Source organism: Jeotgalicoccus saudimassiliensis, from assembly GCF_000756715.1.
GTDB lineage: Bacteria > Bacillota > Bacilli > Staphylococcales > Salinicoccaceae > Jeotgalicoccus > Jeotgalicoccus saudimassiliensis.
Genome location: NZ_CCSE01000001.1, coordinates 1,097,459 through 1,119,232 on the forward strand (window position 1 = coordinate 1,097,459; position 21,774 = coordinate 1,119,232).

A 21,774-nucleotide genomic window follows, 5' to 3' on the forward strand; every position below is an offset into this window, starting at 1 on the left:
ATTAATGGAATCTTTGACCAAGTTGGTACTAAGTACAAAACCGGTACTGGACATTTTCTGTCCAATACCGGTTTCACTTCACCTGTTAAATTATTCCCATCATAAATGCAGCTGCCAAAGCGAGTATGCTGAATCCCCATACCCAGAGGACTGCATATTTAATGTATCTCCCCATCTCAAGTCCTGCCAGACCGACAGCAAGCCACAGTGCCGGTGAAAATGGACTGATGAATGTTCCGATAACATTACCGATCATAAGCGAGTAAGCCGCAGTAATACTTTCCACACCGTGTGCAGACACAATCTGCTCCACTACCGGCAGCAGCGCAAAGTAATATGCGTCTGTGTTCAGTACAAGTTCAAGCGGTGCACCAAAGAATCCAATTATATAGTGCAGGAATGGCACCAGGAATGCAGGCAGAATGACTACAATATCTTCTGCAAGCGAGTTCAGCATTCCTGTGTTTTCAAGTATTCCAAGAAATGACCCGGCCGCAAGTATAATTGCCGCCATCATTAAAGCACTTGGTGCATGCGCTTTAATTCTGTCCATCTGCATGTTCATATTTCTATAGTTAACCGGCAGTGCGATACTCACAGCCAGCATAAATATTAATCCTGCCGGAAGTAATCCCGACATTAATAATCCAACGACCGACAATGTCAGCAGCAGGTTAAACCATAATAGTTTCGGCCGTTTTAATGATTCAGTTTCGGCGTCAATTTCATGATCCAGATTAAAGTTGTCGAAATTTACACCTTCAATCAGCATATCTTTTTTAAACAGCCGCTTTTTCTCAAGACTTCCGATAAATGCCGCCATCGCAACGAGCAGAATAATCAGTACACCCTGCAGCGGGATGAGCGGCTGCCATAATTCTGATGCATCCACACCCAGTACTGCTGCAGTACGGCCAAGCGGTCCGCCCCACGGTACCATGTTCATAATGCTCGCACTCATACCGATCAGCATGACGAGCATGTAAGGGCTCATATTAAGTTTTTTATACAGCGGAAGCAATGCAGGAATCGTAATCAGGAATGTCGAGGCTCCCGACCCGTCCAGATGAGCAATTGCTCCAATAATAACTGTTGCCATTGCAACAAGAATAACATTACCTTTTGACAGCTTGACCATTCTTGTAATCAGAGGATTAAACATTCCTGTATCCTGCATAATTCCGAAAAACAGAATCGCAAAGATAAACATAATCACAACGGAGATAACAGAACTGATTCCATCATTAAAGAATTCAGTAATTTCCCCCGCACCGAAACCGGCCACTACTGCACCGATAAACGGTATAACGACAAGTGCTACAATCGGATTGAGTTTCTGTGTAATCAACAGAATAACAATCGTTAAAATAACTAATAAACCGATAATACTGAGCAAAACAAAGGCCCCCTATTTATATGTAAGTGTCAGAGGATACAGACGATAAAATACAGCGCTTATATTTTTTCGCAACCGCTTACAAAATATTTTATTAAAAAATCCTCCCCCGGAAATTTTTCAATAAATCTCAGTATAAAATAGAAAAATTTTAATTTAAAGACTTGAAGTTTTTTGATTTATCTGAGTTATTAAATAAAGTTATGATGTCAGAAAAAATTATTGAATAACCCTGTTTTGATACTGTGTCTTACATAAATTCAGACAACAAAAAAAGGATAACCAGTTCATTTAAGAACTGATTATCCTTTGAAATTATAATCTTAAAGCATTTCTGAAGTCGTTTTACCCTGCATGTGTAACTGAAGGTAATCCGGTCCGCCTGCTTTAGAGTCTGTACCCGACATCTTGAATCCGCCGAATGGGTGGTATCCAACGATTGCACCGGTACAGTCACGGTTGAAGTATAAGTTACCTACCATGAAGTCACGGCGTGCTTCTTCAATGTGCTCTCTGTTTTTCGTAATTACAGCACCTGTCAGACCGTAGTCTGTATCATTAGCGAATTCAATCGCTTCTGTGAAGTTAGATGCTTTCGCAAAGCCTACTACAGGTCCGAAGATTTCTTCCTGCATTAAGCGGTCGTCGTGCTTAAGTCCTGAGAATACAGTCGGGTTAACGAAGTGTCCTGTTTCGTTGTCGATTGTACCGCCAACTTCCAGTTTACCTTCTTCTTTACCGATTTCGATATACTTCTCAATTTTCTTAACTGAAGCATCGTCGATTACCGGCCCCATATAGATATCCGCTTCAGGGTCGCCGATAGTTAATTCTTTAGTTTTCTCAACTACTTTTTCAAGTAGTTCATCGTGAATATCGTCAAGTGCGATTACACGTGAACAAGCCGAACATTTTTGTCCGCTGAATGCGAATGCTGATTTAACGATCGCCCCTGCTGCAAGCTCAAGGTCTGCACTGCTGTCGACAACGATTGTATCTTTACCGCCCATTTCAGCGATTACACGTTTAAGGTTAACCTGGCCGTCCTGAACGATTGCAGCTTTCTCGTAGATGTTAACACCAACGTCTCTTGAACCTGTGAATGATACGAATGCTGTATCTTTGTGTTCAACTAACAGGTCACCGATTTCACGGCTTGAGCCCGGGATGAAGTTAACAACGCCGTTTGGCATGCCTGCTTCTTCAAGAACTTCCATAAATTTATAAGCAATTACAGATGCTTTGGATGATGGTTTTAATAATACTGTGTTTCCTGTTACGAGTGCAGCAGCTGTCGTTCCTGCCATGATCGCAAATGCGAAGTTCCATGGGGAAATTACAAGGCCGACACCTAAAGGAATATAATTGAATCTGTTGTACTCGCCCGGACGTGATTCAACTTTACGTCCGTCTTTTAATTCAAGGTTTTGTCTTGCATAGTACTCAAGGAAGTCGATTGCTTCAGCAGTATCTGCATCCGCCTCTTTCCAAGGTTTACCTGCTTCTTTTACAAGGAGTGCCGTAAATTCGAATTTTCTCTTACGAACGATTGCAGCAGCTTTGAAAAGTACATCTGAACGGAACTCAAATGATGATTTTCTCCACTCTTTAAATGTTTCTTTCGCAGCATCCATTGCCTGCAATGCTTCTTTTTCACCAGCCTGAGACATGTCACCGATGATTTCTGATTTCTTCGCCGGGTTGTATGACTCGAGCTTTTTATCAGTAAGGATACGCTCACCGTTAATGATTAACGGATATTCCGATCCGAAGTCTTTCTTAACTGTTTCAAACCCCTTGCTTAACGCATTTTTGTTCTCGTCTAACGAAAAATCTGAAAATGGTTCGTGTTTGTACGGTATCATAAAATAAATTCTCCTTTGTTTTTTAATAATATATAAAACTTATTAAATTTATTCCGCATTTTTAAGATAACATTATTTACTAATTTGTCCAACTAAATCTGTTTAATTTTTTAAATATTTAGTCCCTTTTCATGAGCGAATTCACAATATCGATATATGCTGATATGGCAACATGTAAAACGCTCTCATCCAAATCAAATTTCGGGTGGTGATGACCGTATTTCAGTTCAAATGGAAACAGCATATACGTCGCTTTTCCATTTTTCTCCAGTACTCTTTCCATCATCATCGTGACATCTTCCGACGCACCGAGCGGCAGCGTGTCTTTTAAATCTGTTATCAGCCTGTTGTTTTTTACAGCTTCTTTAACAGCCGTAATCAATTCAGCTGAACAGGCTGCATCAGGCGCTTCACCCATTCCGATAATTTCAACGTCATTTTCATACATATCCGCCGCTGCCTGAATGACCGTTTTCGCTTTTTCATACATATAATGATTCAATTCGGTCGTTTCACCGCGGGTTTCAATTTCCATAAGCGCAAAATCGGCAATGACATTCCTGCCGCTTCCCGCCCGCATCGTACCTACGTTAATACGTGTTGAACCGTCACCGTGACGTGCGATCGCATTCAGGTTCAGTGCTGCAGCCGCTGCTGCGAGCAGCGAGTTGTTGCCGGCATCCGGCTCAACACCTGCGTGAGCGGACTTCCCTGTAAACTTCACATCGAACTTTGAACTTGCAAGAAAATCGGTCGTTCCGGCACTGACCGTGCCGACAGGTAAATTTCTGATGCCGAGGTGTCCCGAGAAGAAGTAATCCACATCATCGAGCCAGCCTTTTTCAACGACAGACTTCGCACCGCGGACACTCTCTTCCGCCGGCTGGAAAATAATCGTGAACCTGCCTTTAAGGGATGCCTTGTTGGCATTTATATAGTCCGCTAAAAATAACCCGGTTGTGATGTGACCGTCATGACCGCATGCGTGCATTTCACCTTCATGCAGTGAGATAAACTTCTCACCGGCCGGAACGTGATTCTCATCCGTCGATTCTGTGATCGGCAGTCCGTCGATATCAAAACGGGCTGCAAAATGCGGTCCCGGCACACCCGTATCGAGTGTCGCTACTACACCGGTCGTGCCTTCTTTAACTTGTTCCAGAAATTCTTCCGGCACGCCGTACTGTTTTGCCCGTTCAGCACTTTTAGTAAACATCTCAGGTCCCGGCACACCGACCCGTGCACTTCTAAGCAGCACATCATCGCCGAGATAAAGCGTGTAATCCATCTGTTTCAGCACTTTGTATATTTCATACGTTGTTATAAACTCTGTAAATCCGACTTCCGGAAAACGGTGGAATCTGCGGCGCATCTCAACTAAATTTTCTTTTATCGTCGTCATATTATTCCACCGCCAGCTTCTCAAGTGAATCCAGCGCCATGTGGATCATAGCAGTAATGCCGTATTCAAACGCATCTTCGTTCAATTTGAATCCGGGATTATGGAGAGGTTTCTGTCCCTCACCGACAGATGTTCCGAGCCAGTAATACACTCCCGGATATTCCTGCAGGAATCTGCTGAAGTCTTCACCTGCGAGACTCGGCAGAACCGCCGGTGTTGCTTTTTCACCGTACAGATTATTAATTGATTTCTTCAGCTGTGCCGCCCACTCTGTATCATTTACAGTCGCCGGATAGCCGTCGAAAAATTCAATTTCCGCACTCGCTCCCATCGCTGACGTGACCTGTTCAACGATTTCAAAGAAACGTTTTTTAGCGAGTGCCTTCGTATCATCCGACTGTGTGCGGATCGTTCCTTCCAGTATCGCAGTTTCAGCAATAACGTTATGTTTAGTTCCGGCATCGAACCGGCCTACAGTAACGACTGCCGGTTTCATCGGGTCCGCATTTCTGCTGACGATAGTCTGCAGTGCACTGACAACCTGGTTGCCGACGATAATCGCATCCGTCGTACTGTGCGGCATTGATGCATGTCCGCCGGAACCGGTAATTTTAATTTTAAATCTGTCGGAATTCCCCATAATCGGACCTGCCATCACACCGAACTGACCGACTTCAAGGTCCGGCCAGACGTGCTGTGCAAGCAGCATATCCGGTTTATATTCATTAAATACGCCGTCTTCCATCATGCGTTTCGCTCCGCCGGTCGGCGACAGTTCTTCCGCAGGCTGGAATATTAACAGTATCGTTCCTTTAATTTTGTCTTTGTTCTCATTTAGTACTTTGCCGGCATGGAGCAGCATGGAAGTGTGCGCATCGTGCCCGCACGCGTGCATTACTCCATCTTTTAAAGATGTGAATGCTTCTCCCGAAGTTTCCGTAATCGGCAGCGCATCAATATCCGCTCTTATGCCGATTACTTTCCCCGGCTGTTCACCTTTAATAATGCCGAGTACTCCGGTACCTGCAAAACCTGTCTGATATGGAATATTAAATTCATCCAGTTTTGCCTGAATGCGTTTTGAAGTTTCATATTCTTCTGTGCTCAGCTCAGGATTGAGATGAAGCACCCTTCTGAATTCAACCGCATCATTAATAATATCTTTACTGATTTCCATTATTAGCCACCCCGTAATTGATTGTCTCTAACTGTGATTTATTTTTTGTAATAAGCGATAAAATCATCCTGCAGCGAATCACCGATATAGCTCTGTCCGGCGTTCATCATCCAGTCGTAGTTATCGTATTTTACATTTAATACTTCGCCTTTAATTTCCACTTCTTCATTCAGAGGCAGATATAAAATATGACGGCGTTTGCCGCCGTATTTCAGACGCGTTCTCATAATTTTAAAGCCGAGCTTAAATTTATCTTTTAAGCTTGCGAGATTGACCGGCATAACCGTAGAAAATATATAATCGAAGTCGCCGCTTTGACGCACCTGTTCAATTAAATATTCGCCCATTCTCATCTGAAGCTTCTGTCCACGGTGTTCAGGTTTCACGAGTGAAATTTCCGAGTAAATTGAACGTTCTCTCGGCACACCGACATCGTCAGCCAGGTGCTCTTCTTCATCCAGCGATGGAATATACATCATACGCAGTGCAATCAGTTCATCGTCGGCATACACCCCTGCAACGTACCCCTGCTCAAGGCATTTTTCAAATTCTTCCTGTGTTAGTTTTTCAAGTACTTCCTTCTGTTCAAGAAATTCGTAAACCGAATCCTGCAGCGCCATAATTTCCCCGATATTATTTAAGTTAAGTTTTACAAAGTTCATTGCAATGACGCCCTTTCTATTGTGTATTTGATGTTTATTTTATGTGTAGTACGGCTATTATTATATTGAGGAGTTGGTGCAAAATGAACATATTAGTAAAATGTCAGAACTCCAGCAATAATAAAACATTCTTTAAACTGATAAGTGACAGGGATCGCGAGAAAGCATCCGTTGATAACTTTATATATACCTGCATGAGAAAAACCGGTGACTTTGATGAGGATAATTTATTAGTGGAGCTGATTTACCCCGAACACACTGAGTTATATCTTGAATATACTTTAGATTACAGCCGTTAATTAACGGCTGTTTTCTTTATGTGATCTCATCCAGCCATTCGAACATTAACGGCACCCATTTTTGGACGTGCGGATTGACTTTTCCTGTAATATTCGTCGCGACACTTAAGCCGTGATCGCCTTTATGGAACGTATGCAGTTCCCACGGCACATTGTGCTGTTCCAGTGCATCTGCAAAGTCCAGCGAGTTTTTAATAAATACGAGTCTGTCTTCTCCCGTATGCCATAAAAATGTCGGCGGCGTGTTTTTTGAAACGTAGTTTTTTACGGTTGCCTTATCGAGAATATCGTCTTCGATCGTTCCGCCGAATACCATGCGGCTCGCCATAGACATATACTGCGGATCTCCGATACCGCGTTCCTCTGCAATAATTCTGTTCATATCGTAATCGAGAATCGGATAACCGAGCACCTGAAAGTTCGGACGGTACCATCTCGATTCTTTGCCGGTCAGTTCACCGAGCCATTCCTGATTCCAGTGGACGCCGAGACTTGCAGCAAGGTGCCCGCCGGCTGAAAATCCCAATACACCGATATTATCAGAATCTACATTATACTCGTGAATGTTCTCTCTGATATGTGCGAGAGTTAATGCCAGTTCGATTAACGGATTCGGGAATTCGGACCCGAGAACTTTATCCGGCTCAACCATAGAGGCAATTTTGTACATTTCGTCTCTTTCCGCTGTTCTGCCTTCTGCTTCAATCATCGAACCGATTGTCGAGTAACGCAGGATAAACACCTGATAGCCCTGTGCCAGAAAGTCATACGCAATCGGCTCCGCTTCGCGTTTTGACACGTACATGTAGCTGCCGCCGGGACAAATAACGACCGCCGGCTTCGCTTCAAACTTTACGCCGGAATCTCCGAGCAATGCTGTGACTTCTGCATGATAATTACCCACTTTAAACTTTTTGATTTCCATCGCTTCTGCCTCCGTACTGTTGTTACCTTAATAATACCAAATATTCAGTACATATATGAAGAAATTAGAATCTGGACCTTTGTATACGGTATATGTATAATGAGCTGTGCAAATAAAAATACGAAGAGGTTCTTAGCCATACCCTCTTAAAAAAACTAAGACACACTGACACGTGCCTTCGTTGGCGCGTGTTTTTTTATTAAAGGAGGAACTTTACAATGACTGAAGATTATTCCAAAGATTTAAGTCTGCTTGGAAATCAGAACGTGGAATATAAATTTGATTATAATCCAGAAATACTGGAAACATTTGAGAACGGACATCCCGGCCGTGACTACTTTGTGAAATTTAACTGCCCGGAGTTTACAACACTCTGCCCGATGACGGGCCAGCCGGATTTTGCAACGATTTATATCAGTTACATTCCGGATGTGAAGATGGTTGAAAGCAAGGCATTGAAATTATACTTATTCAGCTTCCGCAACCACGGCGGATTTCACGAAAACAGCATCAACATGATTGTCGATGATCTCGTTGAACTGATGGATCCGAAATACATCGAAGTATGGGGTAAGTTCACACCGCGCGGCGGCATTTCAATAGACCCCTACGTAAACTACGGACGTCCGGGTACGAAATACGAGACGATGGCGGACCACCGCATGATGAATCACGACATGTATCCGGAAACTGTAGACAACAGATAAGTGGGACGGCTAAGAATTTCTTCCATTTTAAACTGGAGGGAATACATTGATATTTTATTTGACCGCATTATTTGCAGGACTGCTCGTCGTATCAAACATACTGGCAGTTAAAGTATTTACAGTTCTGGGATTTGATTTACCCGCAGCTGTCATCGTCTATATGGCAACATTTTTAATAACGGATGTCATCGGTGAAGTATACGGAAAGAAAATGGCAGCCCGTGCCATACGCGCAGGCTTTATCGCGCAGCTTATCGTATTATTTTTCATTTACATAGCAGTTGAAGTACCCCCTGCCCCGTTTTTTGAAATGCAGACCGAATACGAAATGATTTTAGGCGGCAGTTTCCAGGTTATAATTGCGAGCCTCGTGTCGTACTTGGTCAGCCAGAACCTTGATGTATTGATATTTCATAAATTAAAAGAACGCCACGGCAGACGTCATTTGTGGCTCCGCAATAACTTTTCCGCAGTCATTACACAATTTGCCGATACGAGCATATTTATCGTCATTGCATTTATCGGCACAGTACCGCCGAACATACTGATCAGCATGATTTTTATGCAGTACATCGCGAAAATTATTATCGTGCTCCTCGATACCCCGATTGTGTATCTTCTCGTCGGTATTGCACGCAAACAACTCGATAAAGAACGCGCGATGCTGATGGAGGTCACAGAGAAAGTGAATTGATGGTCTGGTGTGCCATTCTCAATTCCACAATGGCACACCGGAGGCGCTACCGTGCCATTCTCATTTCCACAATGGCACACCGGAGGCGCTACCGTGCCACTCTCACCTCCACAACGGCACACTAAAGAGCCCACTGTGCCATTCTCATTTCCACAATGGCACACTAAAGAGCCCACCGTGCCGTTCTCATTTCCACAATGGCACACTAAAGAGCCCACCGCGCCATTCTCACTCCCACAATGGCACACTAAAGAGCCCACCGTGCCATTCTCACTCCCACAATGGCACACTAAAGAGCCCACCGTGCCATTCTCAATCCCACAATGGCACACTAAAGAGCCCACCGTGCCATTCTCAATCCCACAATGGCACACTAAAGAACCCACCGTGCCGTTCTCAATCCCACAATGGCACACTAAAGAACCCACCGCGCCGTTCTCAATCCCACAATGGCACACTAAAGAACCCACCGCGCCATTCTCAATCCCACAACGGCACAACAGACAACAAACCAGCCACCCATCCAATACAAATAAAAAGCCCATACGTCCAAAGACGTATGGGCTCATACCTATGTTTAATCCTATATACTTTTCCGCACGACTTTTTTGTAGTACCCAAGCGACATCAGTGCGAATATGGAATAAAGCATTGTGTAAACACCAACGACAATCAGTGTCGGCGTCCACATCTCAATTCCGAAAATAAACCATCCGGATTTAACTGCAAACAGAGAGTGCAGCAGTCCGATAATTAACGGTATTCCGAATGAGATAATCATCTTCAAGGCAAGTCCTTTTAAGATTTCTCCCTCTGAGAAGCCGAGTTTACGCAGCACATTGTAGCTGCCTTTCTCGTCTTCACATTCATCGATCTGTTTAAAGTACAGGATGCATCCCGATGTTAACAGAAATGCGAACCCTAAAAACCCGATGATAAATGTCATCATACCGGATAACTCGACCATCTCATTGTACTCTTTCAGCTTAGATTCAAATGACGGGTGTGCGTCATCATTCATCAGATCGTATACTTCCTGTTCATCCCCGCCCGCTATATTAAATGCATACAGTTCTGACGGCATTTCAAAATCAGTATCCGGTTCCGGCTGATGTTTCGTGAGTTCCTGATACACTGCCTCATCCACAATCAGGACGGGCATTCCGAATGACAGGTATGCAGGCAGAACACCTTCACTCATCGTTTCAGTCACTTCAACTGTTCTTTCATATCCTTCTCCGTCAGTGAAAGTGACCGGATCTCCTTCTTTAAATGACATAAACATATCGAGGACAGCAAGCGTCCCTGTAACGTGTGTTTCGTTTGCAGAAACATCAAAACCGGAAAATTCTGTATCGCTCGCCACCACTATTCCAACAGATTCCATGCCATTGAGTTCAACATCAGTGTTATCTTCTGTCGCCATGACGTTGTAATGCATGAATGTTTTTTCCATTCTGTCGATTTCATAGCCATTTTCCGTCAGCAGTTTTTCGTAAAAATCGATATCTTCAGTACTGTTGACCGTGTAGTCATACGGCGATCTGCTGTCGAGCATTTTTTCCGTCGAATAATAAGTAATATAAGACAGCGACATTGCCGTAATACTGATTGCAGTAATAACTGTAATCATCGTGAGCAGAAATGAGTTGGAACGCATTTTAAACATTACACTTGTTACTGATAAAACGTCGCTCACATTCACACGGCCGTTTTTGCTTTTACGGAACATATTCAGAATGAAAGCAACTGAATATTTAAATGTGAAATACGTACCGAGTATCGTGAGAACGAGTATCGATACCATGAAAACAGGAAGCAGAAACGGGCTTTTCATCGTTTGTTCAAACATCGTCTGCGACATGTAATATCCGGCTGCAATCATCAGAATACCGGTAATGCCAAAAATAATTGTCAGCATGCCGACCGGTTTCCCTGCACTTTCCGATGTTTTATTTAACTTCAGCAGTTTAATTAATGATGAACGTTTTAAAAACACGTAGTTCTGAATCATCAGCACGATAAATATAAAGACAAATACCGATGCTGTAATCAGTACGGCCAATGGCGAAAAGTTCATTTCAACCATCATATCAACCCGCATAATTTTCAACAGCAGCATTAAGAGCAGTCTTGAAATAAAGAATCCGAGCAATATTCCGCCGATTAAGCTGCCGAAGTAAATCATAAAATTTTCTACGATCAGTATTCTGAACACTTTGCTGCGGTTCATCCCGATCAGCTGAAACAATGCCAGTTCTTTATGACGGCGTTTAATAAAGATTAAATTCGCAAACATGACAAACAGAATTATAATAATGACGACAGTGACCGAACCGACTGTAAACAGTGAACTCATCGCCGTGCTGTTTGATATTTCCTTCATAGCCGCTTCATCGAGCGTTAATGTCAGGAGTGAGAAAAACAGTGCGACACTGAATACGAGCGCAAAAATATACAGCGTATAGTTGTTCAGGTTACGTAAGAAGTTTTTAATGATAAAATTATTGAGCTTCATTGACGACACCGCCCAGCACACGCTGCGTATCAAGTATTTCTCTGTAATACGCATCCTGTGACATTTCACCGCGTGTCAGGCTCGTATACACCTGACCATCTTTCAGAAATATTACACGGTGTGAGAAACTTGCTGCGGTCGCATCATGCGTCACCATTAAAATACTCGTATTTAAAGTTTCATTTAAATCCTGCAGTTTTTTAAGTAAATCACTTGCCGATTTTGAATCCAGTGCACCTGTCGGTTCATCTGCAAAAATAATTTTCGGCTGATGAATAAACGCGCGTGCTGCACTTGTCCGCTGTGCCTGACCGCCTGAAATCTGTCCCGGGTATTTATCTGCAAGCCCGCTGATGCCAAGCTGTCCTGCCACGTTATCGAATTGTGCCTCTGCATTTTTTTTTGAAATCGAACGGATGGACAGCGGCAGCATAATATTTTCTTTTACCGTAAGCGTATCGAGCAGATTATAGTCCTGAAAAATAAAACCGAGATCGTTCTTTCTGAAGTCCGCGAGCTTTTTATCTTTTAAAGCCGTAAAATCAACGCCGTCGATATAAATATGGCCGGCTGTCACATTGTCTATCGAGCTCAGTACGTTCAGCAGTGTCGTTTTACCTGAACCCGATGCACCCATAATAGATACGAATTCACCTTTATTTAAATTTATATCAATACCTTTCAGCACTTCGGTGCGTTTAAATTTATTGCCGTACGTCTTCTTAATACCGGTCGCTTTTAGCAGCATAAATGATTCCTCCTGTTTTTCTGATTAACTACAGTTTACACTCTGCCGAACGGGATATCGTTTGATTCAGCGAACAAAAAACACTGCAAAGTGACATTTCTGTCACTTCACAGTGATTTTCGTAAATTTATTCGCCCGGCTGAAGGTTAACATTATCGTCGTATACTCTCCGTAACGGGACGTAACACCGATATTCACACCAAGCACACCACATACTTCCTTAGTTAAATACAGACCCATGCCTGTCGACTGCTCATCGTCGTGATCACTCGTCGAAGTAAAACCGGAGTCGAATATCCGGCCGATGTCTTTTTGTTTTATGCCTCTCCCGTAATCGGTAATGGTGAGAGTCATCTGTCCATTTACAACTTCCCCGTTAATTAAAATATCATTATTTCCCGAGTACTTTACGCTGTTCGTAATAATCTGATCCAGCACGAACTGCATCCATTTTCTGTCCGTATAAACGACTGGTTCCGACAGATTGATATCAAAGCCGATATTTTTCTGCATGCAGATTTCGCGCAGTTTTTTAACAGAAGTGTTTAACAGCTCCGCGAGATTAATCTCTTCTATATATAAATCATTTTTAATGTTCGGCATGCGTTGTAAATACAGCACTTCATTCAGCATACTGTTCAGGCGCGTCCATTCCACACTGATTTTCCTGCCCTCTTCTCCGTGAAGGTCGTCAATCATCAGTTTCATCGTCGTCACCGGCATTTTCATATCATGTATAAACCGCGTCAGTTCATCGAGGTTTTCTCTTGTCCGCTGCGATTCTTTATCGAGCTCCTCCTGGTGCTTAACCCGGAGTTCATCGAGTTTTTCATATATAATCCGTTGATTCGGTGTCTCCCCGGCCGGCATGCCGACGACATCATCCAGCGATTCGAGACTTTGAAAGCTGCTGTTAAACTTTCTTTTTCTAATGACATCCCAAATAATATAGACGACAAAAATCAGCAGATTAAAAAGAGAAATATAAATCACAGAGATATTCGGAATGCTGCTGTCAATCAGACCAATCAGCAGAATAACCGCATTAAAAGCGGCAAAGAGCAGAAAGACGGGAATATTCTCTTTAACGTACATATTCATCTACTCCTCTAAAATGTAGCCGATGCCTGTTTTCGTCACTATCGCGTGACTCAAACCGATTGATTCAAGCTTTTTACGCAGTCTGTTGACGTTAACTGTCAGTGTATTGTCACTGATAAACTTCGAATCATCCCACAGCGCTTCGATGATTTCTGTCCGGGAGACCGTCTCTCCCCTGTGCTGCGCCAGTATCGACAGAATATGGGATTCATTTTTCGTCAGCTCGATAATGCTGTCGTTTAATGTGACCGTCAGCTTTTTAAAATCGACTACCGCTTCCCTGAATTTCAGCACATTAATTTCCGTGTGCTGATACTCATACGTGCGCCTTAACAGCGCCTGTACTTTCGCGTTCAGCACTTCAAAGTTAAACGGCTTCTGCACGTAATCATCCGCGCCCATCTGCATACTCATCACCATATCTGCCGGGTGGTCTCTCGACGACAGAAATATAATCGGCACGCTGGATACATTCCGAATCATGCGGCACCAGTAAAATCCGTCGAATTTCGGCAGCGTAATATCGACGATCACGAGCTCCGGGTCAATCTTTATAAAGTCGCTCATCACATCGTTAAAATCCGTTACACCGGACGCAATTATATTCCATTCTTTAAACCGCGCTGCCAGTTCATCCAGCAGCACCGGATCGTCTTCTATTATCAGCAGTTTCATCTAAATACCCCTTAACGTTTTCTGATTGGCATCACATTTAAATAAGTAAAACAGCGCCATATCCACTCGAGCGGTCCGTACGCGAAAAACTTCATCCATACAGTACTCAGTATAATCTGTAAGATGAACACCCCGAGTGCAACCGGTACAAACCATATCGCATTAATGCTGCCGAATAATCCGCCGATGTAAAAAATACCGAGCATAATCACTGTCTGTCCGATGTAATTCGTCAGCGCCATCTGACCGACCGGCTGCAGCAAACTTACGAAACTTGGAATCTTCAGGAAAATCAAGGCAAGCGCTGCGACATATCCGAGCGACATCAATGGCCCGCCTACTGTACTTGACAGCATGGCTAACAAACTGTAAACCACGTCGTTAAACTGATATGTCGTTAAATAGCCTGTAAAGATTTTCACCGGCAGCCCGATGCCGATACCGATTACCGTGACTTTTCTTAACAGCGGAATGTGGCTGCTCAAATTAGTAAACCACCCTTTTTGTCCCGCATACAGTCCGATTAAAAACATCGCCAGTACATTCGGTATAACAAATAGAGCACCTGATGCAGAAATCCCGAGAATCGTTGCATTCATGCCGACGATATCAGCATACGAACCGTTTAAAACAGTCTCTGTCATATTCAGTGTATAGACAAAGCCCTGCGATTCAAGATCCATGCCTGCAGTATACTTTTCCATCATAAATGTTGCTGCAGACATTAAAACGACCATAACCGATGTCACGATGAGCAGAATAACCGCAATAATTAAATTGACTTTCGGTTTGAATTTGTAAAATAACAAAAGGAATATCCCGGTAACCGCGTACGTCCATAAAATATCACCGTACCATAACAAAATTCCGTGCATCAGTCCGAACACGAGAAGCAGTCCGAGCCTTCTTAAAAACAGTGCCGACACCGACTGCGTTTTCTTTTCCGCACGCGATAAAAATATAAAGAAGCCGAGACCGAACAAAAATGAAAACATCGTATAAAAATTAGTCGTCACAAATGTATTGATAAAAAATAATGACAGCTCATTCCAGAATCCGGTATAAATTTCCGTACGCGTGCCACTGAAACTGTCATCGAGATCAGGACCGGCAAATGACATGATGTTCATCATCAGTATGCCGAGCAGTGCAAATCCGCGGATGCCGTCTATTTCAAAAACTCTTTTGTTAAACTCTATCGGATTATTCTCTCCCATAACTCTACCTCCATTTAGGATAAGTATACTTCTATCCGAATAAAATTAAAACTGAAGACAGCGGCGGGTGATCACGGGAACTTTATTGAGTATACGGACACACCCGCCCGCCGCATACAAAAAAACCGGAAACCCCCTTTGGGATTTCCGGTTTCTGCATCAAAACTGCATAAACGACGGCGGTTCGCCTGTAATGTAAGTATATAAGTAGTAAAAACAAATACCCAGTACAGGAACAACGATGACGACGAATAAAAACAGTTTCAAAAACTTCGTTAAAATTTTATATAAAATCATGATGGCGATAATAATCAGCCCGCCATACAGTATGTTCTGCCATGTGTAATCCAGAATGTAAAATCCGGTGAAATTGATTACAAATATTGACGCGACGCTGGCTAAAATTATCATTATTAAACGCATTAACACATTAACCGCTCCTTTTATCGTCATTTAATTATAATTCATTCACCGCATTATTCAAAATTTTACACCGTCTGCGGTTTAATTTGTGTTGCTGCAATCAGACCGCACAGCACGATAACAAATCCAAGCCACGGTCCGTAGCTGATATCGAAATTGCTGATAAACAGCCCGCCGATTACCGCACCGATACCAATTCCAAGGTTAAGCGCCGACATGTTCCAGCTGAATACGTTCGAGCTTGAGCCTTCGACGTTTTCAACCAGTCCGCCCTGCACTGCAGGGGATGTTGCCCACTGGAATAAGCTCCACACAAACATATTGATATAGAACAGTACAGGTGTACCATACAGGAACGGCATAACTGCAAGACTCACAAGGAACATCGCCATCATCAGCATAACCGTTTTTTTCGGTCCGATTTTATCGATCAGGTTACCGCCGAGATACGTTCCTGTCATACCGCCGATACCGGTAATTAATAATGCGAACGACACGTTTTCAAGCGTGAAGCCGTGTGATGTCATTAACGGTGAAATGTAACCGAGGATAATGTAGTTACCCACGAGCACCGACAGCGTAACTGCGATGTAGAGCGCCACATTTTTCTTCGATTTAATTCTGCTCTTCTGCACACCTTCAGGTGTATTGTCGACAAGTGCTTCCGAACGTACGAACATCAGCACACCGAGTCCGACCAGGATCGCAAGAATGATAACGAGGCCGAAAATAATTCTCCAGCCGAACTGCGCGCCGATAATTGTACCAATCGGTATCCCGAACACGTTTGCAGCACTGAAGCCCATGTAGACAAGTGCAAGCATTTTACCGCGGACATGCGGTTCCGACAGCACTACTGTCATATCGAGTACTTTAACGATAAAGACCGCTGCAGCCATCGCTGTGATTACACGTCCGAGTGACAGTATCATAAACGAGTTGGCGAGACCAAATACAACGTTACCGATTATAAATACAACAAGTGAAATCAATACAACCAGTTTCGGCTGCATGTTTTCAGCTGCACGGATTAATATCGGTCCAAACAAAGCAAAGCTGACTGCGTAAACAGTAATCAGCTGTCCGGTCAGAGCATGACTTATACCGAGATCGTCACTCATCAGCTCCAGAATTCCGGAAACGATTAATTCCATCATACCAAGCAGGAAAATACCTACTGTAAAGGTAATGATCAGTTTTTTATTCATATGTATTCCTCACATTTAAGTTAATATAGTTTTAAAAGGCAACTTGATTATTATACAATTATTAGAGAGACGTTTCAAATGACAATTTGTGTCTAATTTATATATGAGGTGTAAATATGAGGAGATTAATGTTTTTAGTGCCGTTTATCGTATTATTCCTCGGTGCGTGCAGCAGTGAATCCGAAGAAAACTATACGCAGATGCTCGGTGCTTTCGAGCGAAACGACAGTGAGCTGAATACGAAACTCGATGAAACGGCGAAAAACATAAGTAAAGAGTCCAACCGGGACAAAGCTCTTCAAAGTATTAATGACGATATTATTCCAAGTATCGGCGATTTCCGCCAGACCATTAATAATTACACGCTGACAGATGAAAATCATCTGGAAGTTCAGGATGCGATGACTGATTACCTCGACCAGGTAGAAGACTTGATGGTGCTGTACAGTAACCTTAATGAAGATTTCTTTTTCGTTAATCCGCTCGGTGATGATTCCATTGATGAAAGATTAAACACTGCGCTCGACAACATCAGCGCTCAGGAAAAAGAAATGCATGAAGCGAAAGAAAAAGTCAATCAGCTGATTGGAGACAATCAGGCAGAATAACCGGTGTGTGTTGGTTGGGGTTGGATGGGGTTGGTTCACAACGGCCAGCCGCCGTTGTGAATCGATAAGACCCGGATGACAACGGCCAATCACCGTTGTGAACCGGCAGACCCCGAATGACAACGGGACATCGCCGTTGTGAACCGACAGACCCCGAATGACAACGGGACATCACTGTTGTGAACCGGCAGACCCCGAATGACAACGGGACATCACTGTTGTGAACCGACAGACCCCGGATGACAACGGGACATCACCGTTGTGAACCGACAGACCCCGGATGACAACGGCACACCGCCGTTGTCATCCGACCCACCCAAACCCCAAACCACACATACAAATTCACCCCGCAGATCTTATAATCTGCGGGGTATTTTTAACAAAATCGCTCTATAAAGTTTTTCGAGGCAATGCCTTCGGTGAATTCCTCACCGTATTTTGAACGTAAAGCTTCTATTAAATTACCGTATTTTGATGCGTCTTCAAGATTTTCGACAAATACATCAATACCGTCGAAGTCGGAACCGAGTCCGATATGCTTTTCTCCGCCGAGTTCGATTATTTTATCGACGTGCTTTACCAGGTCATCAATCGTCACGTTACCTTCTCCGATAAATGGCGGACAGAATACGATATTTATCATGCCGCCTTTTTCAATAAGCTGTTCAATCTGGTCATCGTGCAGGTTTCTCGCATGATCGTGAATAACCCGTACATTGGAATGGCTGGCGAATACATGCTTTCCGTGCTCAATCACATCTTTAAACCCTTCGACATTCAAATGACTGACGTCTATCAGTACATCATTTTTGTTACATTCCTCAACGACCTGCACACCGAATTCACTTAACCCTGTGCCGCGTTTTTCTCCTACACCGTCAGCAACCAGGTTGCCGTTGTTCCAGACAAGTCCAAGTGACAGCACACCCAGTCTGAACAGTGTTCGCAGTTTCATTAAATCGTTGCCGAACGCATCCGATCCTTCCAGTGTCAGCACAGCACCGTACTCGTGTTCTTTTAAATTTTTAATGTCCGAAAGCTTCTTAATATGCACCATATTGTCCATCGTCAGCACTTCTTCGTAAAATGCATCGATCTGTTCCAGCGCATGCTGCCATTTTTCGTTATCCGGAATACCGGGAGAAATGAATATTGCGTAAAACTGTACTTTCACATTTCCTTTAATTCTGCGTTCCATATTCACATCAAGTTCATCCGAGTTTAAATAGTTCAGCTGCCGCTCCTGTTGAAAATAACCGTGCGTTGCACGGGCGTCACCTTGAAGTTTCAATAAAGCATCGCAATGTGTATCAATAATATTCATAAATATCTCCCCTTTTCTCTATTATTCCATTATAATAGAAATCAGCGTATATGAAAACGTTTTCTACTTTACTATTATTCATAAACTTGTATAATTATTTAGTACATAAATATTAAATAGTTAAATTTACAATAAAAAGAGGGTATATTATGTCACGTTTTTCTACATTCTTAAAGTTCTTTATCCCTTCTGTCATCGGTGTGTTCATGTTCCTTGTGCCGCTGAAGATCGATGGAGATACGACTGTTCCCGTTGCCTTTCTCGCGAGTGCCATCATAGATTTTATCACCATTGAAACCATTACACTGCTGACAGTTGCAGTTATTGTTATTTCGGCAGTTTTCAGTATTATATACAGCTGGATGATAAAAACCGGTTCCGGTTTTATGCATGATGTATTTAATACTTCCAACTTCTGGGTTATTTTAAGAGCAATCGGTGCGTTATTTGCAGTACTTGCATATGCACAGTTTGGTCCGGAGATGATTACTTCCGAAAATACCGGAGCGATGATCCTGCATGATCTGCAGCCAACGTTATTCACTGTATTCATCATTGCCGGATTCTTCCTGCCGCTTCTGTTAAATTACGGACTGCTGGAGTTTATCGGTACAGTATTTTCAAAAATTATGCGTCCGCTGTTCACACTTCCGGGGCGTTCGACAGTCGATAATCTGGCTTCATGGGTCGGCGACGGTACTGTCGGTGTCATTTTAACAAGCAAACAATATGAAGACGGTTACTACACTAAGCGTGAGGCAAGTGTTATCGCTTCGACATTCTCGGTTGTGTCCATTACGTTTACGATTGTTATTCTCGATTTAATCGGCCTGATGCATATGTTCGGCCAGTTCTATTTAACAATTATCGTTGCAGGTGTTGCCGCAGCATTAATTATGCCGCGTATCCCGCCATTATCTAAAATTGAAGACAGCTATTACAACAGTGAATCGGTACTTGAAGAAACGATTCCTGAAGGTTATAACCCGATTTCCTGGGGTTACAAGCAGGCGATGGACAAAGCGGAGAAATCTCCAGGTATTCTGCCGTTAATTAAAGAAGGAATTAAAACTGTATTTGATACATGGTTCGGTGTACTTCCAGTCGTTATGGCGATTGGTACACTCGGTACTATTCTTGCAGAATATACACCAATCTTTGCATGGCTCGGCATGCCGTTCGTTCCATTACTTGAAATGATCGGAATTCCCGAAGCACAGGCGATGAGTGAAACGATTTTTATCGGGTTTACCGATATGTTCCTGCCGGCCATTCTGATTGAAAGCGTACAGAGTGATATGACCCGCTTCATCGTTGGTGCAATGAGTATTACACAGCTCATTTACCTCTCTGAAGTCGGCGGCGTGATTCTCGGTTCGAAAATCCCGCTTGGAATCGGCAAACTGTTTGTAATCTTCCTGCTCAGAACAATTATCACATTACCAATCGTTATCGTTGCAGCATTACTTATTTTCTAAGGCAAAAAGGTCAGCATCCGGATGGATGCTGACCTTTTTTTTATTTATAGCTGACAATCGTATATTTTTTCTTACCGCGGCGGAATACAGTGAATTCGCCGTTTATTTTATCATCTTCAGTCATTTCGTGGTTTACATCCTGCATTCTCTCACCGTTAATGTAAATTGCACCGTTTTGAATATCTTCACGAGCCTGGCGGCGTGACGGTGATACTTTTGCATTAACAAGCGTATTGACAAGGCTGCTGTCTTCCCCGTCCACTTCTGCGGACGGTGCATCTTTCAATGCATCTTTAATCTGTGCCGCATCCAGTGATTTAATATCTCCGCTGAACAGTGCTTCCGTTACTTTCTTCGCTTCCTCAAGTCCTTCTGCACCGTGGATGAATTCAGTAATTTCATCTGCAAGACGCTTCTGTGCTTTTCTTAAATGCGGCTCTTCTTCAACCGATACTTTAAGCGCTTCGATTTCTTCACGTTCAACAAACGTAAACAGTTTAAGGAACTTAATCACATCTTCATCTCTCTGGTTCAGCCAGAACTGATAGAATTCGTATGGTGACGTGCGTTTCGCATCGAGCCAGATGTTGCCCGATTCAGTTTTACCGAATTTCTTGCCGTCCGCTTTCGTAATCAGCGGAATCGTCAGGCCTTCAGAGTTCGTCGTACCGTACATTCTGCGCATCAGATCAAGACCACTCGTAATGTTGCCCCATTGGTCAGATCCGCCGATTTGAATTCTGACATCGTATTCTTTATTTAAGTGACCGAAATCGATTGCCTGTAAAATTGTATACGTGAATTCCGTGTATGAAATCCCCGTTTCAAGACGTGACTGAATCGCGTCTTTTGACAGCATGTAGTTCAGTCCCACATGCTTACCGTAATCGCGCAGGAATGAAATTAAGCTGATATTTTTCAGCCAGTCTTTGTTGTTAACCAGTACAGCTGCGTTGTCATCGCTGAAATCAAAAATTCTTTCCATCTGGCCTTTAATTGCTTCAACGTTCGCATCCACTTCCTCTTCCGTCAGAAGTTTACGCTCGTCCGCCTTAAATGAAGGGTCCCCGATCATTCCAGTACCCCCGCCGATTAATACTACCGGACGATGACCGTATTGCTGGAAACGGCGCAGTGTTAAAAATGGTACTAAATGACCGATGTGAAGACTGTCTGCTGTCGGATCGGCACCGCAGTACAGCGAAATTTTCTCCTGTTCGAGCATATCGTTAATCTTTTCTTCGTCAGTCATCTGATATACAATACCGCGGTATTGCAGGTCTTCCAATAATGTAGTCATAGTTTCCTCCAATAATATTATTTTAATGAATAAAAAAACACCCATAC

At 43.2% G+C, this 21,774-nt stretch carries 20 protein-coding genes and 1 riboswitch; of the genes, 5 read left to right on the plus strand and 15 right to left on the minus strand.

Going from position 1 to position 21,774, the window contains the following annotated elements:
• Nucleotides 1–85 precede the first annotated feature (85 nt).
• The 5 genes from RZ44_RS05250 to RZ44_RS05270 form a co-directional block, all read right to left on the minus strand.
• Nucleotides 86–1,396 carry a CitMHS family transporter gene (locus RZ44_RS05250; protein WP_035809241.1) on the minus strand — a complete coding sequence of 437 codons (1,311 nt, stop codon included), beginning with the start codon at nucleotides 1,394–1,396 and terminating at the stop codon, nucleotides 86–88.
• A gap of 323 nt (nucleotides 1,397–1,719) precedes the next feature.
• Nucleotides 1,720–3,261, minus strand: a complete 1,542-nt coding sequence (gene pruA / locus RZ44_RS05255) for an L-glutamate gamma-semialdehyde dehydrogenase (RefSeq protein ID WP_035809243.1) — start codon at nucleotides 3,259–3,261, stop codon at nucleotides 1,720–1,722.
• A gap of 118 nt (nucleotides 3,262–3,379) precedes the next feature.
• Entirely contained in the window at nucleotides 3,380–4,663 is a 1,284-nt protein-coding gene (locus RZ44_RS05260; RefSeq protein ID WP_035809246.1) for an amidohydrolase, read from the minus strand.
• A gap of 1 nt (nucleotide 4,664) precedes the next feature.
• Complete coding sequence (locus RZ44_RS05265; protein ID WP_035809248.1) at nucleotides 4,665–5,840, minus strand: M20 metallopeptidase family protein; 1,176 nt, start codon at nucleotides 5,838–5,840, stop codon at nucleotides 4,665–4,667.
• A gap of 38 nt (nucleotides 5,841–5,878) precedes the next feature.
• The gene (locus RZ44_RS05270) at nucleotides 5,879–6,502 is read right to left on the minus strand and encodes a GNAT family N-acetyltransferase (RefSeq protein ID WP_035809249.1); all 624 of its coding nucleotides are present in this window, start codon (nucleotides 6,500–6,502) and stop codon (nucleotides 5,879–5,881) included.
• Nucleotides 6,503–6,585: 83 nt separating this feature from the next.
• On the opposite strand from RZ44_RS05270, the gene RZ44_RS05275 reads away from it, so the two are divergent.
• On the plus strand, nucleotides 6,586–6,801 hold the full coding sequence (locus RZ44_RS05275; protein WP_035809250.1) for a hypothetical protein: 216 nt from the start codon (nucleotides 6,586–6,588) through the stop codon (nucleotides 6,799–6,801).
• Nucleotides 6,802–6,817: 16 nt separating this feature from the next.
• Here the strand turns inward: RZ44_RS05275 and RZ44_RS05280 are convergent, their stop codons facing one another.
• The gene (locus RZ44_RS05280; RefSeq protein WP_035809252.1) at nucleotides 6,818–7,726 is read right to left on the minus strand and encodes an alpha/beta hydrolase; all 909 of its coding nucleotides are present in this window, start codon (nucleotides 7,724–7,726) and stop codon (nucleotides 6,818–6,820) included.
• A gap of 119 nt (nucleotides 7,727–7,845) precedes the next feature.
• A riboswitch (PreQ1 riboswitch) is annotated at nucleotides 7,846–7,891 on the plus strand.
• Between the two features lie 53 nt (nucleotides 7,892–7,944).
• On the opposite strand from RZ44_RS05280, the gene queF reads away from it, so the two are divergent.
• On the plus strand, nucleotides 7,945–8,433 hold the full coding sequence (gene queF, locus RZ44_RS05285; RefSeq protein WP_035809254.1) for a preQ(1) synthase: 489 nt from the start codon (nucleotides 7,945–7,947) through the stop codon (nucleotides 8,431–8,433).
• A gap of 46 nt (nucleotides 8,434–8,479) precedes the next feature.
• The gene (locus RZ44_RS05290) at nucleotides 8,480–9,127 is read left to right on the plus strand and encodes a queuosine precursor transporter (RefSeq protein ID WP_035809256.1); all 648 of its coding nucleotides are present in this window, start codon (nucleotides 8,480–8,482) and stop codon (nucleotides 9,125–9,127) included.
• A gap of 583 nt (nucleotides 9,128–9,710) precedes the next feature.
• On the opposite strand, the gene RZ44_RS05295 is transcribed toward RZ44_RS05290, so the two are convergent.
• From RZ44_RS05295 to RZ44_RS05325, 7 genes are all read right to left on the minus strand, one after another.
• On the minus strand, nucleotides 9,711–11,645 hold the full coding sequence (locus tag RZ44_RS05295) for an ABC transporter permease (protein ID WP_035809258.1): 1,935 nt from the start codon (nucleotides 11,643–11,645) through the stop codon (nucleotides 9,711–9,713).
• Nucleotides 11,632–12,393 carry an ABC transporter ATP-binding protein gene (locus tag RZ44_RS05300; protein ID WP_035809259.1) on the minus strand — a complete coding sequence of 254 codons (762 nt, stop codon included), beginning with the start codon at nucleotides 12,391–12,393 and terminating at the stop codon, nucleotides 11,632–11,634. The genes RZ44_RS05295 and RZ44_RS05300 overlap by 14 nt, the downstream gene beginning before the upstream one ends.
• Nucleotides 12,394–12,495: 102 nt before the next feature.
• Entirely contained in the window at nucleotides 12,496–13,488 is a 993-nt protein-coding gene (locus RZ44_RS05305) for a sensor histidine kinase (RefSeq protein WP_035809261.1), read from the minus strand.
• Between the two features lie 6 nt (nucleotides 13,489–13,494).
• Nucleotides 13,495–14,169, minus strand: a complete 675-nt coding sequence (locus RZ44_RS05310; RefSeq protein WP_035809264.1) for a response regulator transcription factor — start codon at nucleotides 14,167–14,169, stop codon at nucleotides 13,495–13,497.
• A gap of 11 nt (nucleotides 14,170–14,180) precedes the next feature.
• The gene (locus RZ44_RS05315) at nucleotides 14,181–15,386 is read right to left on the minus strand and encodes a DUF418 domain-containing protein (protein WP_035809268.1); all 1,206 of its coding nucleotides are present in this window, start codon (nucleotides 15,384–15,386) and stop codon (nucleotides 14,181–14,183) included.
• Between the two features lie 159 nt (nucleotides 15,387–15,545).
• Nucleotides 15,546–15,815: a hypothetical protein gene (locus RZ44_RS05320; RefSeq protein ID WP_035809270.1), complete on the minus strand. Its 270-nt coding sequence runs from the start codon at nucleotides 15,813–15,815 to the stop codon at nucleotides 15,546–15,548.
• Between the two features lie 59 nt (nucleotides 15,816–15,874).
• Nucleotides 15,875–17,017, minus strand: coding sequence for an MFS transporter (locus tag RZ44_RS05325; protein ID WP_035809272.1), 1,143 nt, complete (start codon nucleotides 17,015–17,017; stop codon nucleotides 15,875–15,877).
• A gap of 116 nt (nucleotides 17,018–17,133) precedes the next feature.
• Between RZ44_RS05325 and RZ44_RS05330 the strand changes: the two genes are divergently transcribed.
• Nucleotides 17,134–17,625, plus strand: coding sequence for a hypothetical protein (locus RZ44_RS05330; RefSeq protein ID WP_141638992.1), 492 nt, complete (start codon nucleotides 17,134–17,136; stop codon nucleotides 17,623–17,625).
• Nucleotides 17,626–18,001: 376 nt separating this feature from the next.
• Here RZ44_RS05330 and RZ44_RS05335 read toward each other — a convergent pair whose 3' ends face one another.
• Nucleotides 18,002–18,949, minus strand: a complete 948-nt coding sequence (locus tag RZ44_RS05335; protein WP_035809277.1) for a dipeptidase — start codon at nucleotides 18,947–18,949, stop codon at nucleotides 18,002–18,004.
• A gap of 149 nt (nucleotides 18,950–19,098) precedes the next feature.
• On the opposite strand from RZ44_RS05335, the gene RZ44_RS05340 reads away from it, so the two are divergent.
• Nucleotides 19,099–20,427: a YjiH family protein gene (locus tag RZ44_RS05340; RefSeq protein ID WP_035809279.1), complete on the plus strand. Its 1,329-nt coding sequence runs from the start codon at nucleotides 19,099–19,101 to the stop codon at nucleotides 20,425–20,427.
• 40 nt (nucleotides 20,428–20,467) lie between these two features.
• On the opposite strand, the gene tyrS is transcribed toward RZ44_RS05340, so the two are convergent.
• Nucleotides 20,468–21,727: a tyrosine--tRNA ligase gene (gene tyrS / locus RZ44_RS05345; protein ID WP_035809282.1), complete on the minus strand. Its 1,260-nt coding sequence runs from the start codon at nucleotides 21,725–21,727 to the stop codon at nucleotides 20,468–20,470.
• Nucleotides 21,728–21,774: the final 47 nt, after the last annotated feature.

Coding starts and splice junctions, on each gene's coding strand:
- pruA (WP_035809243.1), bottom strand. CDS start 3,261: ATGATACCGTACAAACACGAACCATTTTCAGATTTTTCGTTAGACGAG.
- RZ44_RS05260 (WP_035809246.1), bottom strand. CDS start 4,663: ATGACGACGATAAAAGAAAATTTAGTTGAGATGCGCCGCAGATTCCAC.
- RZ44_RS05265 (WP_035809248.1), bottom strand. CDS start 5,840: ATGGAAATCAGTAAAGATATTATTAATGATGCGGTTGAATTCAGAAGG.
- RZ44_RS05270 (WP_035809249.1), bottom strand. CDS start 6,502: ATGAACTTTGTAAAACTTAACTTAAATAATATCGGGGAAATTATGGCG.
- RZ44_RS05275 (WP_035809250.1), top strand. CDS start 6,586: ATGAACATATTAGTAAAATGTCAGAACTCCAGCAATAATAAAACATTC.
- RZ44_RS05280 (WP_035809252.1), bottom strand. CDS start 7,726: ATGGAAATCAAAAAGTTTAAAGTGGGTAATTATCATGCAGAAGTCACA.
- queF (WP_035809254.1), top strand. CDS start 7,945: ATGACTGAAGATTATTCCAAAGATTTAAGTCTGCTTGGAAATCAGAAC.
- RZ44_RS05295 (WP_035809258.1), bottom strand. CDS start 11,645: ATGAAGCTCAATAATTTTATCATTAAAAACTTCTTACGTAACCTGAAC.
- RZ44_RS05300 (WP_035809259.1), bottom strand. CDS start 12,393: ATGCTGCTAAAAGCGACCGGTATTAAGAAGACGTACGGCAATAAATTT.
- RZ44_RS05305 (WP_035809261.1), bottom strand. CDS start 13,488: ATGTACGTTAAAGAGAATATTCCCGTCTTTCTGCTCTTTGCCGCTTTT.
- RZ44_RS05310 (WP_035809264.1), bottom strand. CDS start 14,169: ATGAAACTGCTGATAATAGAAGACGATCCGGTGCTGCTGGATGAACTG.
- RZ44_RS05315 (WP_035809268.1), bottom strand. CDS start 15,386: ATGGGAGAGAATAATCCGATAGAGTTTAACAAAAGAGTTTTTGAAATA.
- RZ44_RS05325 (WP_035809272.1), bottom strand. CDS start 17,017: ATGAATAAAAAACTGATCATTACCTTTACAGTAGGTATTTTCCTGCTT.
- RZ44_RS05330 (WP_141638992.1), top strand. CDS start 17,134: ATGAGGAGATTAATGTTTTTAGTGCCGTTTATCGTATTATTCCTCGGT.
- RZ44_RS05335 (WP_035809277.1), bottom strand. CDS start 18,949: ATGAATATTATTGATACACATTGCGATGCTTTATTGAAACTTCAAGGT.
- RZ44_RS05340 (WP_035809279.1), top strand. CDS start 19,099: ATGTCACGTTTTTCTACATTCTTAAAGTTCTTTATCCCTTCTGTCATC.
- tyrS (WP_035809282.1), bottom strand. CDS start 21,727: ATGACTACATTATTGGAAGACCTGCAATACCGCGGTATTGTATATCAG.